The organism is Hadarchaeum sp. (SeqCode) (assembly GCF_049969415.1).
GTDB lineage: Archaea > Hadarchaeota > Hadarchaeia > Hadarchaeales > Hadarchaeaceae > Hadarchaeum.
This window is the reverse complement of sequence record NZ_JBMFOX010000098.1, coordinates 1-2,147: the sequence shown is the minus strand read 5'-3', so window position 1 is coordinate 2,147 and position 2,147 is coordinate 1. Positions and strand designations below refer to the sequence as shown.

The following is a 2,147-nucleotide window of genomic DNA, read 5'->3' as shown; positions in this document are numbered from 1 at the left end:
CACCCCTTCCCCTTCCAAGAGGGCCCTCCTTCTTTCTCCTTCGGGCACTTCTCGGAGAACCCCTTCTTCTGGGACGACTACTGGGACGACTACTTGCCCTGGCTGAGGAGGCGGGGCTTCCCCCTGCGCTACTTCCCCCTGCTCCTCCTGTCCACCCCCCAGGACCCCGGGGAGCTCAACCTCCTCTCCTGGCGGGAGGCCAAGCGGCTCGGCCTTTGGCGCAATGCCGAGTTGGCCAGGGCCTGGGGGGCCTTCGCCAGGCTCCTCCTGGAGGAGGCCGTAGGGGCCTAGGGGATGCGGGGATGGCCCTAGAGCTTCCCCTGGGGGTTAGCGTTTGGTGGACGCGGGATCTGATGGGGACGGGGCTTGGCGGCCTTGGGGTTCTTCTTCCCTTTTCCTACCTCCTCCACGGTACGGGCCAACTTATCAGGCAAGCCCATCGCGACTTGACTCAACGTCGCGGTATGCGCTTCGCTAAGGGGTGGTTAGAATGAAGCAACTCATTGCAGCAGTTGGAGAAGCAGTTAGAGATTTGTTGACACGCGTGTCAGGGAGTCTTTATGGTGGTTTTGGAGCCAAATTTGAAGTCAAAGTGAAGCTTGAGAGACATCGAGGGTCGATTAGGTACTCTCTGGACTTCCATGAAGTAGCCCTTGGTTTGCTGGAAGAACTTGACTCCGAAGGGTGCCGACTGTTAAAAGAAGGTCCTACCTTGAAGAGTTTCTTAGAGGTAGCTATATTAGATATAACCTCCAACGATTCATCGCCTTTAGGCCAGAATGAGCGCCTTTTATATAGCTGGGAACAGCCTGGCTCGATCGCTCTAGCTAGGGCAAATACCCACAATAACGACTATCCCGTTATCTTGAATTACCAGCTGTCCTTGAAAGTCCGAGCCTCTTCTTTGCAAAGCCCGACTTCCGAGCCTTTCGAGATTAATCGGATCTCCCCTGAACCAGGATTACTTGGAAATCCATATCGTTACCGTCCGCTTCCTAAACCGCGGCATGTCTACTGCCCTGCCGTGAATGAATCCAGAGACATACTACATCAGATTTTAGTAGAGGGGGAGCATTGGATACCTTTCTCGGTACGGGTTCACAAAAGTGCAGTAGAGGTAAGGTACTTTCCGGATATGTGGGGTACGTGGCTTCTAGTGAAGGTGGGGAATCGTTCCTGGTACGTGTACCCGGAGCTGATGATCGAGCTCTGATGCCTTCATGTGCCGCCTCAGCGGTATGCTCCCCGTACACAGACTTTTACACGAGAGTTCTTCACACGACACCCTTGAGAAGGAGGTGACGGGGTGATCGCGGTAGACCGGTCTTTCCTGAGGACCTTTTACGCCGGTTTCCCCCAAACGGAGGCGGGGCGCCTCTTCGAGCGCCTCGTGCGCAAGATTCTCCAGGAGGTCCACCCCTACTGGTCCCAGGTCTTCCGGGAGGTGGTCCCCTGGGCGGAGTACGCCCGCCGCCGGGGCCTCCCCGCCAAGGACATCGGGGTGGACCTGGTGGGCTACGGCAAGAAGGAAGGAAAGGAGGAGAAGGAGGAGGTCTACGCCATCCAGGTGAAGCTCTGGGACAAGCCCCTCACCTGGAATGACCTGGGATCCTTCGTGGGCACGATCACAAGCCCCATCTACGGCTTTTCCCGGGGGCTCCTGGTGGCCCCCGAGGGCGTGACCCAGGAGGCGGAGAGGCAGCTCTCGCCCCTCCCCATCACCCTCCTCACCGAGGAGGCCCTCCTCTCCGGGGTGGACCTCGCCTCCCTGGTTCCCGACCGACCCGAGGAGGCCCGGCGGGCGGGGCACAAGCCCCTCCGGCCCTACCAGGAGGAGGCCCTGAGCGCCGTGGTCCGGGCTTTCGTGGAGGAGGGTAAGGAGCGGGGCAAGCTCATCATGCCCCCGGGCACGGGGAAGACCCTGGTGGCCCTCAGGATCGCGGAGCGGGTGGCGGGGAAGGGGAAGCGGGTCCTCTTCCTCGCCCCCTCCATCGCCCTCCTGGACCAGTCCCTCAGGGCCTGGGCCGAGGAGGCCTCCCTCCCCTTGCGCCTCTTCGCCGTGGTCTCGGACCCCGGGGTGGGCCGGACCTCCGAGGACGACCTTTCCGCCCTCTCCCTCCTCTCCATCCCCCCCACCACCGACCCCC

The 2,147-nt window shown here is 60.7% G+C and carries 2 protein-coding genes and 1 pseudogene; all 3 read left to right on the top strand.

The features are described from left to right. Positions 1–291, top strand: a pseudogene (locus ACP5PX_RS08035) (hypothetical protein); the annotation flags it as partial. 199 nt (positions 292–490) lie between these two features. Continuing rightward, positions 491–1,213, top strand: coding sequence for a hypothetical protein (locus ACP5PX_RS08030; protein ID WP_428085430.1), 723 nt, complete (start codon positions 491–493; stop codon positions 1,211–1,213). 93 nt (positions 1,214–1,306) lie between these two features. Further along, the coding region (locus ACP5PX_RS08025; RefSeq protein WP_428085429.1) for a DEAD/DEAH box helicase family protein at positions 1,307–2,147 on the top strand (841 nt) is incomplete at its 3' end.

Bases quoted from the DNA above. Each gene is read 5' to 3' on its own strand.
- ACP5PX_RS08030 (WP_428085430.1), top strand. From the start codon at position 491: ATGAAGCAACTCATTGCAGCAGTTGGAGAAGCAGTTAGAGATTTGTTG.